Below are 13,206 nucleotides of genomic sequence, written 5' to 3' on the forward strand. Positions count from 1 at the left end.
ACAGGATCTTTCTATTGGCTAAGCTAATTTAAAGCATAAGCACAGACATAGGCTACTCAAACCGCAGAGTGTTTTACTTTTGGCAACTGTGATACTATCAGAATAACAGCATAAATTATTGTGTTACGGGTTCCCGTAATTTGCTATATATAAATTACTTACATTAGCTTCATTCTAATTAAAGATGAAAACACTATTTAATCACGTTATCGAGAAACTCTGAAATCCGAAATCGTCAAAAATGATAGAAGATAAAGAGCTAAAAATGTGGTCTATAAATGGAGTAAATTTCGTAAACCATGTCCAATGTAGTTGAATAAAATAACGGTTATATTTACTTGGCTTGCAAACGATTGACTTAATTATAATGAATACCCACTAATCTTAAGGTCTCCCTATGGCTACTCTTAGGCATTTTAAAATAAATTCAAATGGAAGAAAGACATTTAGAAGAAAGACAATTAGAACTAATCAAAACCTCAATTTTTAAAATTGATCTTACACAAAGCAAAATATCTTCAACCGAAATGCCCGATGTCACTACGGACTTCTATACCTATATAAGAGGCTGTGTGAGTGAAGTATCTAAGGCAAATGGAGGTAGGAAATTTAAGCTCCGTAGCAATAATACTGAAGTTGTAGCTACAATTTATTCGGTTTTGAAAGATGCAGGTGCAGTTTTCGACGGTATAATTCCATCAAGGCTACTTCGGGAAGAATTGAATGTGCAGGAAAAAATCGCAAGAATGAATAGAGAGATCAATGAGGGGCTATTAATCATCTCAACCATTGAGGATCTTGGAGTAAAGAAAGTGCTTCTTTGCAAAGTTGAGGATTTAGAATATATTGACAAGATCAACTTTACACTCAATAGCGGATATCCCATTAAACGAAGAATTTTTCGCTCAGCGCAGTTTATTCTTGATGATGAGGGTACTATTGTAGATACCATTGTCCATGACTTGAACAGTAAAGGCGCGACTTATTGGTGGGACGATTTTCTGGAGCTTGACCAGCTTTGGGATGATGTCTACAATACCAAAACTGCATTTAACATCATTGATACAAAAGTTCTATCCAAAATTAAAATAGATTCTCCAGCAGATTATACTTACTTAAGAAATAGCGCAATCAGGTATTTCAGAACAAGTCAGGAATTTACGATCGAGAAATTTATCGAAAATTGTTTTGAAAACTACGAACCCGTACGTCCTGATAAAGTGAATGTAGAGAACATAAAAATCAAAATAAAAGAATTGCCCGAAAAGTTCTCTTTTGATGAGCGGTTCGATCTCAAGCCCTCTGAAATTACTGCTAAAATTAAATATTCGGTGAAATTAAATGAGGACATTGATCTTGTGATCAAGGATGAAATAAACATTGAACAAACAATTTTTCCAGAAATCCATCATAAGTTAAAATACATTAGGATCAGAAGTGATGCTGGTTACGATGCCTTTAATAAAACCCAAAAATAGTTTATGGCAGTTTGTGTTCCTTTAATTGAATTGTTCAGCTCAAAATTCCAGCTATCATCATCCCATGAGGATTTCGATTTTTTTGAGCAGAAATATACATTGGAAACTATAGACATTCCTAATGAACAAAAATTAAATGATTGCATAGGCTTATTCTCGAACAGAGATTCCATCTCGTTTTATGTGAATATTGATGACGCTGACGATGATGTGACCTATTTTGAACCGTCTGACTTTCCAGTTTTCAAGGCAAACCTTGAAGTCAGTATGCGTGGCATTGAAACTGGCACACCAATAACTATCAAGATCTCGATCAGAAAGCAAGTCATAACCAATCGTTTATCTATTTGTTCTCTCCTTGACTTTGCCACATATCTGGAGAGCTTCACTACTTATGATCTGCTATCCTTTTTCTCTGAAAAAATAGCTAAATATGAGACGATTGTGTTCATTTCAAAGCAGATTAGTCAGACTTTTAAGTCAGGATCGCTGGCTTTTACAAACTTAGAGCAAGAAGCTGTTACATTCACTGTTAACCAAGAAACTAGGCTCAACCGGCTCACAAATATAAAGTCATCTACACATGCGACATTGCTATCGGATAAGATGGTTATCCCGGAAGATTTTGATTTTTCTCCAGATCTCGAGTCCGAATTGAAAACGATCATTCAGCGAATACAATTTACCTTGATCATATTCTCTATTTTTGACATTACTCACCTTTCAGAAAATAAGCTTACGTTCCGTCTGAATGGGTATAAGGGTATTGATGGAGCAGTTGATATTACTTCAATTTTAATAGACTCATATATCAATGAATATACAGATATCTACAACTGGATCTATCAGTCAGGAAATCTTAATGATAAATTGGGATTAGCTAGAAATATAGTTTCATTGCATCTCAACACGGCTAATGATCTTTCGTTTAGCGGCAATATGTTCAGCTCAATTTTGTCCGCTTACAAAGTATATGAAAAACAAAATATCAAACAGTACATTGAGATTCGAAACAAGTTATCAGATCAATTGATTGATTATAATAAGAGAGCAAACTCCATAGTTGAGAGTTTTGCAAGTACTTTTCAGAAAAGTGCTTTATCAGTGTTAACATTATTTTCCTCTATTATAGCCATAAAGGTATTAGGGACTTCCACCACTTCTGGGAATTTTGTCACCTATAGTACGATATTTTCATTGATCATTCTAGGTATATCTTTGTTATATATGCTCATTTCAAAAGCTGAAGCTAATGAACAAAAGAGTCGCTACAAAAGTAGTTATCTTAATTTCAAGGAGCGTTACACAGACCTTCTTAATACAGATGATATAAGGCGTATTTTAAATGAGGATAAAGAATTCGAAGCGGATGTTAAATTTATCACCAAAAAAATAAAAAGTTATACGATTCTGTGGAGTATCGTTTTAATTGCAATATTTTTATTCATAATAATGTATTTCATAAATGAGAAATTAGCTGAAATAAGTAGTGTAATGATTAACTATCCAAACCTTCCTTTCTAAGATTTTTATGTTTAGGCTTTTATCCAAAATCGTTATTTAACGAGTTGTTGAAAAACTTCTTTGTTTCAACGTGCGTTCAATAAAACGCGCTGTTCATGAAACATGAACGATGCTTTTTATTGAACATTATTATAATTAACTTTTGAAAAAAGATAACCGTTCACTATATTTGATTGTTCATGAAACATGAACAATCAAATATAGTGAACATGAAAGAAGAGCAAATCTTACTTCCCGCATTAAAAAAACTTAATCAGCTAACAGGAATTGAGGCTAGAGTACTGGATATATCAAATAAGAAATATGAAGCAGCTGATGCGATTATCGAGATAGTAAAGGGACAACAAAGTTATATTTTGGAAGTTGATATAAAAACAGAACTTAGAACTGCTGCATTGCCGAATATCCTGAGCAGAGAGAAAGCAACAGATAGGAAAATGGTGATAGTTTCAAAATATATTCCTGCCCCGATGAAAGATGAGTTAAGGGCACATGGCATTAGTTATCTGGAGATCTCGGGGAACTGCTATATTGAGACGCGCGGTATTTATGTATATATCAGTGATCAAAAAAGCACTCCGTTGAAAACCAGTGAGGAAACAAAACTTTGGGCACCATCTGGAATGAAATTTCTCTTTGCAATTCTAATGGATGAAAGCTTATTGAATTCATCTTATCGAAATATTGCCTATACATCTGGTGTAGCCTTGGGAAATATTGGAAACTTTATTTTTGAGTTAAAACGAGAAGGCTATGTAATTATGGGGGCTAAGGGAAAACAGGAAACTTTGTTCTTGGAAAACCGGATGATGCTGATAGATAAATGGGCGGACATGTATCGGCTAGTTTTACGACCGAAGCAATTGATAGGAAAGTTCCGTTTTAGTAAAAAAGAGGATAGGGAAAACTGGCATAGCCACGCTGGTTCTGATATTGGGATATACTGGGGGGCAGAGACTGCGGGAGCTATACTAACTGGATATCTTTCTCCTGAAGTTTATACGATTTATTCCACTCAGGACAGGTATGAATTGATGAGAAAGCTACGGATAGTGCCTGATACTAATGGCGAGGTAGAATTACTAAGACCCTTTTGGAATGAATCGATATTTGCAACAAATGAGGATACAGTACCGCCCCTATTGGCTTATGCTGAATTGATTAGCAGTTTTGATAGCAGAAACCGTGAGACTGCAATGCGTTTAAAAGAAAAATATGTTAGATAACCCAATTCTTGCGCCATTGGTCGCAGAGATGCTAAAGGAGCTTCAGGCGATATTCGCCAAGTTCAACATCGATTTTTATTTAGTTGGAGCAGTAGCTCGAGATATAAATCTTTCTAGTAATGAAGAACTATTTTCGAAAAGAGGCACTAACGATATTGATTTAGCGGTTACAATCAGCGACGAAGGACAATATAATCAGGTTAAAGCTGCATTGGTTGCAACTGGCCTCTTTGAATCACATGAAACCGAAGCGATCAAGTTGATATATAAAAAGGGTCTTGAAGTGGATTTATTACCCTTTGGAGAAATTGAAGGCGAGAATAGAAATGTAAAGCTTACGGATCCAACCTTTATTCTGAATATGCCTGGTTTTATGGAGATATATCCTTTTGTTAAGGACTTTGAGTTAGGTGACGGTCAAATTGTAAAAGTATGTACCATGGAGGGAATTATATTACTAAAGCTTATCGCAAATAACGATCGGCCACAACGGACCAAAGATATAACTGATATCGAACACATCATCGAAACCTATTTCGAGCTTTATGACGATGATATCTATATGAATCATGGAGATATCATGGAACTATATGAAACGACAGAAAACGATTATATTCGGCTTGTTTGTGCCAGACTTATCGGAAGAAAGATGCAAGCAATGCTTAAGGGGTCTGCGGAACTAAAAAAGCGAGTAATGGAAATATTAGCTAAAAGGGAAACGTCGAGATGGATGGCGATGTTCGATGGAATGAATGATGGTTAAATCAAAAGAAAATAAATAAAATTTCTATTGATTTATTGGCCTTATGATTATTTTATCTAAATTAACTGCGTTAACGCTCTATAAATGACGGACTCTCAAATCCTACTTTCTTTAGATACATCCTTTCAGCAAAACGCTTGGAGCGGGATTACTAATCATATTCCAATTGGAAAATGTTTGAAAATGATTAAAAATGGTTCCTACCAGCCTATCATCAGTAAGCTTCGCAGCTATCTTGAGGCTGGCGATAAGGAGTCATATGATTTGGAAAAAAGAATGCTTCCTGCGGTTACTTTTTCAGCTGACTTTAAAAGCAAAAGAACTAGGACTTCAATATCTTCATATAATGAAATCCTGGTTCTGGACATAGATAAATTGGCTAGTGAGCAAATGATTATTCTTAAAAATCAGTTCGCTAACGACCCTTATATATTTGCATGCTGGGAATCACCGTCGAAAGTGGGATTAAAAGGGTTGATCCATTTCGAGTTTGACAACGAATTTCCTGTTGAAGATTTTAATTTCCGCCACACTTATGGTTTTAGAAAAGTATACCAATATATTCAAGCAAAATATGGAATTGAAATTGATACAAGCGGAAGTGATGTGACTAGATTATGTTTCTTCTCATATGATCCCGATCTTGAAATTAGCAGCAAATTTCAGTCCTTTCTGGTAACTTACACCGAAACCGAAGCAGTGACAATTAGGAACATTGTCCAGACCGTAAACTACACTTATTTTGCAGAGCCGACGGCGAATCAAAAGTTCAACCCTGCAGGAAAGAATAAACAAGCGGACCGCACCATGATGCAGGACATTATTAGATACTTAAATAAGAGAGAGCTCTCCATCACTAGCAGCTTTAATAACTGGTATCAAATTGGGTATGCGTTAGCGAATACATTTACCTATGAGTTAGGATTAAAGTATTTCTTTTCTCTTTCTAAAATGGATGGTAAGAAGTTCAGCGAACAAGGATGCCTGGATATGATAAATTATTGTTTTGCGAACTCAATGGGAAAGTTTAGATTTGCCACAGTAGTCTATTTTGCAAAACAGGTTGGCTACAAGAAGGAGGTTGAGGTACCTAAGGTGGAAGTGATCTCATGAAATTGGGATATCAGTCGCAAGTATTAACTGTCATTCTGTGCACGACAAAGTTGGGAGGCGCTCCAATAGTTCAGTATTTATTTTTCAGGGACCTCAATTTTTTTCTTTATGCTAGCATTTAAAGATTTCTCCTCTGATAGGGCCATTTTAGAAATTCTTTGCAAAATGAGGGTAAAGTTGGCACATAAACGTAATAAAGACCACTTAATCCACCTACATACAAAAAGTTCACACAAAAATTACCACAAAAAAGATCCTACCAAAAATGAGGAATTGCTTTGTAGCCTTTTTCCGTCTAGGAAGAAATGGAAAACTGTTTTACAACATAAACGATTTAAGGAGGGCTGTGCTCGAAGCAGCAGTGAAAAGACCTTAATTTCACTACACGCAACTATTAGATATTATGAAAAACATGAGCTGTCTGCAGATTTTTTGGTTCGGTTAAAGAGTTTTATCAAGGAAATACAGAAGGCAATACATGAAGGGGGGCACAAAATTGGTGCGCCAAAAATTATTCCTAAACTTAAGGACGATAAACCTAGCTTGACTGAACAAAACATTTGCAGGCCAATTGCGACATTCGGACTAAAAGACAAGATTATCTTAAGTATCACCAACAGGTATTTAACAGCTATATTCGATCCATTATTCATCGAACAATCATACGCTTTTCGATATAAACGAATGATAAATGGTAACGAAATGTGCCCTACCCACCATGAGCCAGTAGAGGATATTTTAAAATATAGAGCCAATCACAAAGAAGATAGCTTGTTTGTAGCTGAATGTGACATTAAGAAATTCTTTGATACTGTGAACCATACTTTGATCAAAAGAAATTTCAGACAATTCTTCGAGCGTAAACTATTATCAGCATATCCCGTAGAGGATATCAAAAATGCAAAACGTATTCTATACGATTATCTTGATACATATACTTTCAACCACAGTGTACTTCCATTGAATAATGACCAGCAACACTTTAAAAAATCCAAAATTCTAAATGGGAACTACGCATGGGTAGAAAACGAACTGTCATCCAATGGTTACTATAAGCGAATTTCAAGTGCTAAAATAGGAATACCTCAGGGTGGAGCGCTATCAGGATTAATCGCTAATGTAGTCTTACATGCAATTGATCAAAAGATAACGCGGCATCAAGATGGCAAATTACTCTATGTGAGATTCTGTGATGATATGCTAATTATTCACCCTGATCAGGGAAAGTGTACAATGGCCTTTAATGATTATCTTCATGGAATCACTTCAAAAAAATTGGTAGTCCACCATCCGGTTTCTACCCCATATGCAAAATCTAGAGACTTTTGGGCTGAAAAATCCAAGAGTTGTTATCTATGGGGAAGTGACCGAGGGATAGGCTCTCCCTGGATAGGCTTCGTTGGTTATGAAATACACTATCAAGGGCATTTGAGAGTGAGAAAAAGCTCCTTGCTAAAAGAGATGAAAAAACAGTATAAGGTCGTTGGTGATCTTAAACTTATCTTAAAGGATCCAAAATGCAGAAGTAGTGAAAATGAAATCTATGAATCTGTGGCTAATCGTTTAATAGGTATGTCGGTGGGTAGAGCTAATCTTTGGAACTTCAAAGGGTTAAAAAATGAAATGTGTTGGACAAGTGGGTATCGACTATTGACAGACAATAAATATTCAAGAATTCAGCTCAAAAGACTAGATTCAAGCAGAAATAGGCTATTAATGAAATTGCGAAATAAGATTTCGAAAATGGGGAATGGTGAACAAAAGGACGACCAGAATAACAAAAAAAAGGCAAAAGCCACTGAGCCAATTTATTATGGCTATCCTTTTAGCTATTACTATCAAACCTTGAAGAATCACCTTAAAGAAAGAGATATTGTTAAGTAGATATATGAAATGTCTTTCCCATAGTTTCTGTAGATTGGTTGAAAACGACATTGTCTATCAGAAAGATTATCGAAGGATAGGCTTTTTTTCTGGTTTGTAATTATATGGCCCATATAATCTAAGCAATATACTGAATGTGGGTAAAAACCACCTGACTAATTAAATTATTTATAATCTATAAAGGATAGAACTAGATTTCATTGAACATCTTTTCTAATAATATTTGTATTCCAGTCAATAGTTTGCAATCCTAAAAACAAATTTAGAAATGGCGACATCCAGAAGTTGCCCACAGACTTGAATAGTTGTATATTGCTATCAATTGTTAACAGTTCCCTGTCTGGTTACTGAACGGGAACCCCACTCCATAATTTATCATGGCGGAACGTTTTTTTAAATTTCGGGGGAGATTTGATTTTTCTCCACATCCATATGAGATAGGTAACCCAATATTTTCCAATAGAAAATTAGAGGATAATTTCTTTGCCCTGAAACTTTACAGTCTGCCTGATGGTGAATACAAAGAGTTTTACGATTTTCACCTTAAGCATTATCTGCTACGGAATCCAGATGGAAAGGAAGCTTTCTTTCGCAAGGTAAACCGCAGCATTCATAGAAGAATTAATTTTTATTCCGCTAAGGATCCGTTCAGATCCGTTTATGAGATTCACTCCGCTAACCTTGATAAATTAGAAGCCTTCCAAAAATTTTTACATGCTATTGATGAGTGGAATGTAAATAATTCGACAGAAAAGATGCTGAGCCAAAGAGATTCGGAAATTGCGTTGCTCAAAGCTGACTTAGCAGATTTAAAGGCTCAGCTCAATGAAATGTTGCAGTATGAGGCGAGTGAAAAAATAGTAATCAACAGTGGGAATTTAGCGTCATTTATGGATCTCATGCGTCAGTTTCAAAAACTGATGCTGCCAAATGGTAAAAGGCTCATGACCACTCAAGGCTATAGCCCATGGTATAAAATGGTTGCCAAAAATTTTGTGCATGGAGACAAGCCGATACCACTGGCAACTGCCCAGAATTATTTTTCTTCTGAAGACTCCTCTAAATATATTTTTATTTCCGATAAGGATCGAGCTTTTACTATTGTTCCGGTTAAGCCTGCAAACCAACATTAGCCTATTTTAAAGCGCAGCTATGCCCAAACACCTCCATTGGGCATCTGATTACATGTTCCTGTGCTCACTTTTGATGTGAAATCTCCAAATAGATAGCTTATTGTTATGGCTAGCTGGAGAGCATTGATCATTAAATTTTAAGAGACATGAATTTAGACCTGGTAACCAAAAGCGATTTGCTTGAACTAAAAAGCGAGCTGATCGAAGAGATCAAAAAAATTGTTCCGCTCCAAACGGCAACGCCGGATGAGTACCTCAAAAGTTCTGAGGTTAGGAAGCTGATGAAAATTTCTGCCGGTACCCTGCTGCACTTACGGGTGAGCGGCAAACTGCCCTTTACCAAGATTGGCCGTATTGTATATTTTAGCCGTGAGGATATCAGGCGGATACTAGGTAACGGTACGCCTGAAAATGCGGTTGTTAAACGATTATTTCAGGGGGAGGCGCATGGGGAGCGTAAATAAAAACCTTGATTATCTTAAAGACCGGATTCAGGCGGATCAAAGGCTTTCTGCCTTTCATGTGAGTCTTTTGGCTGCGCTGATTTTTGCCTCGGAAAATTCTGGGTTGACTCACCCTTTTCAGGTGAGCCGGAGCAAGCTGATGCGTTCATCCAAGATCTATTCAACCTCGACCTATCACAAGTGTATTGGTGAACTTCAGGTTTTTGGATACATCTTTTACAGCCCGTCCTATAATCCTTTTCTTGGAAGCCGGATATCCTGGAACCTGGAAGACGAAGCTGTGTTGAGCTGCAATTTATCTTAAGGACGACTATGTAGTTTGTGAGTGCAAATAATAATTGAACATTTTAAAATAGTTTTTTCGAATATTTCTTATGGGAGATCTGTTGGGATCGGTCTCCCACTAAAAAACTCTGAGGGGTTAAAGCAACATGCAAAAGGTCCTTTTTCATTTCTAGAAAAAGGAGCAAGCGGTGGTTGGGCAGAGCCTCACCATCTTAGCCTTACGCTAGCGTAAAGGCTGTTTGGAGAACCCTCCAGGGGTTCTCTTAGCCGCTGGAGGCGGTAAGGTTAAAGAAAAAGGAACCCTGGTGAGGGTTTGGGATATACAGATATGTATATGCATAAATAGCTGTATATCGATAGGGCAATATATATTGTGATATACATAATAAGTTACTTAACGAACAACGAAGAGCTGAAATGGAAACTTTAAGAACCATAAAATATAATACGCAGACTGCGCTTAAAATGGACAGGATCGCGCAAAAGCTTGGCCGTCCGAACCGGCTGGTTTTTGCGCAGATGGTGGATTACTTCTTTAGGAGTAAGAAAGATCCGCTTGATATCAATGATGAGCTATTAAAGAATACGCTGCTCAGGCAGCACAAGGATTACATCGGTTTTATCAAGACCCAGGAAAATGACCTGCTTATTCCAATAAAAAGAGAGGTGGATCGGATGACAGGTAACCAGCGGGACATCAATAACCTTCTAAGGGAATTGGAGAAAAAGAACGTTACCCTGGCCAGTGGACAAAATGAACTTTTGTTAGCAGGCAAAAATTACAGCAGCAAACTATCGAATACTGATGAAGTGCTCAAAAAAATCCTGGTGATGCTATCTACAGGTGAGCAGCTTAAAAAACGGTTCCACTACATACTCGGCACTTATATCAAAAGCAGGGATGCTTTCAGTATGATGACTTCAGCCAAAGAGAAAGAGGAACTGATTAGGATAACCAAAAACCAGATTGATCTTTTATAACCATGTACATCAATATAACGGACAATAAGGAAGCCAGTAATAAGGACAGCAGTGGTGGACTGGTGAATTACCTGGAAAAGGAGAACCGGACGGAGGAGCTTAAGCAGCCGGAGCTATGGTTCAACGGAAACCGGCAGGATGTGGAGGCGTATGAAGTACGCAGGGCATTGGATGGAAACAATGCAAAGCTGGGGCGGCATGAGGCGAAGTTTTTCCTGATCAATATCAGTCCAAGCCAAAAAGAACTGGAGCATTTAAGGAAATCGGTTGGGGATCCTGATATGAAAAATGTGCTGAAAGGATATACAGAGAAAGTAATGGATGAATATGCCAGGAATTTCAGACGCTCTGGGATAAACAGTAATAAGGATCTGCTCTGGTTTGGGAAAGTTGAGCACAACCGGTACTACAGCCATAAGGATGCAGCGGTTAAAGATGGTAGCCGTAAACGTGGAGAAAAAAAGAACGGGAACCAACTGCATGTACAGGTGATCGTCAGCCGCAGGGATATTAGCAATAAAATAAAGCTGAGCCCTATGAACAGCTCGAAAGGCAGAAATGCTGAGCACTCCAGAAAAATGGGTCAGTTTGACCGGATGGCTTTTAAGCAATGTGGCGAGCGTTTGTTTGATGAACAGTTTGGCTTTGCGCGCAACCTGAAAGATACGCTGGCCTATGCCAATATTTTAAAGAACGGCACTTTGCAGCAAAGGGAGCAGCTCGACATTTTGCAAGAGGCGTCTTTGAAAAATTACCAGAGCGGGTCTTTGGTTAATCAACTTGCTTTAGGTGTCGCTGAGGGAATTTTTTCTTCTGTTGGCAACATGCTCGAATCTACCGGTAAAACCGTAGGCGAATTTTTGGAAGTTTTGATGGAGCCATTATATATTCCGGATATCGCGTCTGATACTATTGAAGAAGCAGAAAAGCGAAGAAGGAGAAAAGCAAGGCAACAACAGCAGGGTATGCAGCGTTGAGAGGAATGACTATAGTTTTATAAGAAATCAAAAGGTATGAAAGAGAAATCCCGTCGCGCCTTGCGGCCTGCGAAACCCCGGTTGCACTATCCCAGCATGTTTCGCTTTAGCTTCTACAGGAAAAAAATAACGAAGATAAATAAAAATGAATTTATCTCGCACTAGCAAGCTTAGAGGTTATTCGGACATGATATCAGTTTATTCCTGCCAGATTACAATAACCTGTAGTTCCAGAGGACAGGACTTTCACCTTTACCCACTCTCCCTTTTTTGCAAGCAGTTTTACTTTTTGGTTGCGCTTAAGCGTTTCTATAACGGGATAGGATAATCCTGGCCCTGAGCGAAGACTGATTTCTTTAAGTTTTACCGCGGATAAAGATTCAGAAACGTAACTTTTCATATTGCTCTTTTCAGCACTGAAGGATTGCTTTTTCTGCTGACCAGATGCAGATGATCTCGGACTGTAGCTAGATGCTTTTTTGCGGGGGCTAGAGAATACCGGGGTTTGCGATTCAACAGATGAGCATACCCCACAGGTGCCTCCACTCCCGCAGTGGGCACAGCGGGAACAGTTTTTACACGCCGAACAATAAGCCGAACCGGTGCATCTTCCTAGCTTGCTTTCATTGACTGTGCCAAGTGAAGATGTCTTTTGGCAATTGCCAAGAAAATAACAGCACATCAGTGCTATTGACAAAATAAATGCTTTCATGATTTTCGTTTTAATATAACGATATAAACGTTGCTAAAGTAAAATGTTAATGAAGATACGCCTGGGCAGTCTATTAGTGCTGCCAGCATCTGCCACCTCCGACAACCACCCGTTTGCAATAGCCTCCGGTCTTGTTTTTTGCCCCGCAAACTGAAGAGGTTGGCGCGGTGGTTCCACCTGAGCTGTTCCCGCCGGTTGGGGTGGTGGAAACAAAACTGCCAAAACTTGAGGTACCGTTTCCAGAAACGGTGTTATAGGAAAGATCCGCACGGTTATAACCGAGATTTCCGTATACCGCTTCCTCGTCCTTTAAGATATAAGCCTGGATGGTCTGATAACTTGAAATGATTGATGAAACGCTTAACTTCAGATCAAAGGAAACCTTTTTCTCAATTTTATAAGTCCATTTGCCTATGTTGCTCGTTACCGTTTTGGTCTGATTGGTTGCATCGATGTAGGAAATGTTACAGTAATCACAGGTCACCTCATAAGAAAAAACTACCGGAATTTGCTCCTGCTCCTTTGCAGTTTCCTGCGCTGCTTTCTTACAGGAGCTGTGCATCATCACGGCTAAAGTAACTAGTGCGGTAGACATTACTGATTTTGTAAAAATTGTGCTCATATTTCTGATTTGAATTAATAGGAGCCAAGGTATGAGAAACTAAA

At 37.9% G+C, this 13,206-nt stretch carries 13 protein-coding genes; 11 read left to right on the forward strand and 2 right to left on the reverse strand.

Annotated features, from left to right (window positions below):
• The first annotated feature begins 431 nt into the window (after window positions 1-431).
• From OQX64_RS15570 to OQX64_RS15620, 11 genes are all read left to right on the forward strand, one after another.
• Window positions 432-1,478, forward strand: coding sequence for a nucleoid-associated protein (locus tag OQX64_RS15570; RefSeq protein WP_265819438.1), 1,047 nt, complete (start codon window positions 432-434; stop codon window positions 1,476-1,478).
• Between the two features lie 3 nt (window positions 1,479-1,481).
• Window positions 1,482-3,002 carry a hypothetical protein gene (locus OQX64_RS15575; RefSeq protein WP_265819439.1) on the forward strand — a complete coding sequence of 507 codons (1,521 nt, stop codon included), beginning with the start codon at window positions 1,482-1,484 and terminating at the stop codon, window positions 3,000-3,002.
• Between the two features lie 209 nt (window positions 3,003-3,211).
• Window positions 3,212-4,228, forward strand: coding sequence for a type IV toxin-antitoxin system AbiEi family antitoxin (locus OQX64_RS15580; protein ID WP_265819440.1), 1,017 nt, complete (start codon window positions 3,212-3,214; stop codon window positions 4,226-4,228).
• Entirely contained in the window at window positions 4,218-4,991 is a 774-nt protein-coding gene (locus OQX64_RS15585; protein WP_265819441.1) for a nucleotidyl transferase AbiEii/AbiGii toxin family protein, read from the forward strand. The genes OQX64_RS15580 and OQX64_RS15585 overlap by 11 nt, the downstream gene beginning before the upstream one ends.
• A gap of 84 nt (window positions 4,992-5,075) precedes the next feature.
• Window positions 5,076-6,104 (forward strand): BT4734/BF3469 family protein, encoded by a 1,029-nt coding sequence (locus OQX64_RS15590; RefSeq protein ID WP_265819442.1) that lies wholly within the window; start codon window positions 5,076-5,078, stop codon window positions 6,102-6,104.
• Window positions 6,105-6,212: 108 nt separating this feature from the next.
• A complete protein-coding gene (locus tag OQX64_RS15595) occupies window positions 6,213-7,988 on the forward strand; it encodes a reverse transcriptase domain-containing protein (RefSeq protein ID WP_265819443.1) in 1,776 nt (591 codons plus the stop codon).
• Window positions 7,989-8,365: 377 nt separating this feature from the next.
• Entirely contained in the window at window positions 8,366-9,121 is a 756-nt protein-coding gene (locus OQX64_RS15600; RefSeq protein WP_265819444.1) for a hypothetical protein, read from the forward strand.
• 146 nt (window positions 9,122-9,267) lie between these two features.
• Window positions 9,268-9,585, forward strand: a complete 318-nt coding sequence (locus OQX64_RS15605) for a helix-turn-helix domain-containing protein (protein ID WP_265819445.1) — start codon at window positions 9,268-9,270, stop codon at window positions 9,583-9,585.
• Window positions 9,569-9,889: a hypothetical protein gene (locus OQX64_RS15610; protein WP_265819446.1), complete on the forward strand. Its 321-nt coding sequence runs from the start codon at window positions 9,569-9,571 to the stop codon at window positions 9,887-9,889. The genes OQX64_RS15605 and OQX64_RS15610 overlap by 17 nt, the downstream gene beginning before the upstream one ends.
• Before the next feature lie 398 nt (window positions 9,890-10,287).
• The gene (locus OQX64_RS15615) at window positions 10,288-10,851 is read left to right on the forward strand and encodes a BfmA/BtgA family mobilization protein (RefSeq protein ID WP_265819447.1); all 564 of its coding nucleotides are present in this window, start codon (window positions 10,288-10,290) and stop codon (window positions 10,849-10,851) included.
• A 2-nt stretch (window positions 10,852-10,853) separates the two neighbouring features.
• Window positions 10,854-11,828, forward strand: a complete 975-nt coding sequence (locus tag OQX64_RS15620) for a DUF5712 family protein (RefSeq protein WP_265819448.1) — start codon at window positions 10,854-10,856, stop codon at window positions 11,826-11,828.
• Window positions 11,829-12,021: 193 nt separating this feature from the next.
• Here OQX64_RS15620 and OQX64_RS15625 read toward each other — a convergent pair whose 3' ends face one another.
• Together OQX64_RS15625 and OQX64_RS15630 are read right to left on the reverse strand one after the other, a co-directional pair.
• On the reverse strand, window positions 12,022-12,540 hold the full coding sequence (locus OQX64_RS15625; RefSeq protein WP_265819449.1) for an SH3 domain-containing protein: 519 nt from the start codon (window positions 12,538-12,540) through the stop codon (window positions 12,022-12,024).
• Between the two features lie 73 nt (window positions 12,541-12,613).
• Window positions 12,614-13,162, reverse strand: a complete 549-nt coding sequence (locus tag OQX64_RS15630) for a hypothetical protein (RefSeq protein ID WP_265819450.1) — start codon at window positions 13,160-13,162, stop codon at window positions 12,614-12,616.
• Between the last annotated feature and the right edge of the window lie 44 nt (window positions 13,163-13,206).

The sequence above is a fragment of the Pedobacter sp. GR22-10 genome (genome assembly GCF_026239715.1).
GTDB lineage: Bacteria > Bacteroidota > Bacteroidia > Sphingobacteriales > Sphingobacteriaceae > Pedobacter.

Coding starts and splice junctions, on each gene's coding strand:
- OQX64_RS15595 (WP_265819443.1), top strand. CDS start 6,213: ATGCTAGCATTTAAAGATTTCTCCTCTGATAGGGCCATTTTAGAAATT.
- OQX64_RS15585 (WP_265819441.1), top strand. CDS start 4,218: ATGTTAGATAACCCAATTCTTGCGCCATTGGTCGCAGAGATGCTAAAG.
- OQX64_RS15620 (WP_265819448.1), top strand. CDS start 10,854: ATGTACATCAATATAACGGACAATAAGGAAGCCAGTAATAAGGACAGC.
- OQX64_RS15575 (WP_265819439.1), top strand. CDS start 1,482: ATGGCAGTTTGTGTTCCTTTAATTGAATTGTTCAGCTCAAAATTCCAG.
- OQX64_RS15630 (WP_265819450.1), bottom strand. CDS start 13,162: ATGAGCACAATTTTTACAAAATCAGTAATGTCTACCGCACTAGTTACT.
- OQX64_RS15600 (WP_265819444.1), top strand. CDS start 8,366: ATGGCGGAACGTTTTTTTAAATTTCGGGGGAGATTTGATTTTTCTCCA.
- OQX64_RS15590 (WP_265819442.1), top strand. CDS start 5,076: ATGACGGACTCTCAAATCCTACTTTCTTTAGATACATCCTTTCAGCAA.
- OQX64_RS15625 (WP_265819449.1), bottom strand. CDS start 12,540: ATGAAAGCATTTATTTTGTCAATAGCACTGATGTGCTGTTATTTTCTT.
- OQX64_RS15570 (WP_265819438.1), top strand. CDS start 432: ATGGAAGAAAGACATTTAGAAGAAAGACAATTAGAACTAATCAAAACC.
- OQX64_RS15615 (WP_265819447.1), top strand. CDS start 10,288: ATGGAAACTTTAAGAACCATAAAATATAATACGCAGACTGCGCTTAAA.
- OQX64_RS15610 (WP_265819446.1), top strand. CDS start 9,569: ATGGGGAGCGTAAATAAAAACCTTGATTATCTTAAAGACCGGATTCAG.
- OQX64_RS15605 (WP_265819445.1), top strand. CDS start 9,268: ATGAATTTAGACCTGGTAACCAAAAGCGATTTGCTTGAACTAAAAAGC.
- OQX64_RS15580 (WP_265819440.1), top strand. CDS start 3,212: ATGAAAGAAGAGCAAATCTTACTTCCCGCATTAAAAAAACTTAATCAG.